This is a genomic window from Treponema sp. R6D11, from assembly GCF_054786075.1.
On sequence record NZ_BDHD01000684.1, the window covers coordinates 1 to 619 of the forward strand.

Sequence of the window (619 nt, forward strand, 5' to 3'; positions counted from 1 at the left end):
CTTTATGACGACGAAATACTCAGCATCTTCCCGATATTGCAAATCGAAATCATGCGCCACATCGCAAAAACCGCAGGCGCAGACATCGGCGAGCTTGAAAAAGCCAAATACATGCGCATACTTTTTTTGAACATCAAAAAAGTCCCTAACCTAAATATAAAAAACATATTCAACGCGACGTCCAAAATCCATCAAATCCTTCTCCAAGACCCGCTCGACATCTACGCAATCCAAGACGAAACCAGCCAAAATTCCTATCGTGTTGAAATCAAAAAACAGGCGGACTACGATGTATTTTCATACGCCGAAAAATTATTAAAACAGGCAAAAGAAGAAAACCTGCACATCGGCGAAGTCATCTTCCGCAACAAAAATAACCACAAAACAGCATACATCATCTCCTATATCGCGCTCGCCTGCGCTTTTTTCGGCATTTTGCTTCATTATAATAACTATCTCGCCGTCCTATCCCTCCCCCTCGTTTTGCTACTAACAGAGAAAATCATAGTCAAAATATTCTCCAAGCTAATCCCGCCAAGAATCCTGCCAAGAATTAGATACCACGATGAGGATATACCGAAAACATTGGTCGCCGTGTCATGCCTCGCAATCAGCCCAC

The 619-nt window shown here is 42.6% G+C and carries 1 protein-coding gene; it reads left to right on the forward strand.

The features are described 5' to 3' along the window. Positions 1-619 (forward strand): hypothetical protein (locus tag ACYVTD_RS15480; RefSeq protein WP_461248592.1); only part of this gene is annotated, 619 nt, incomplete at both ends.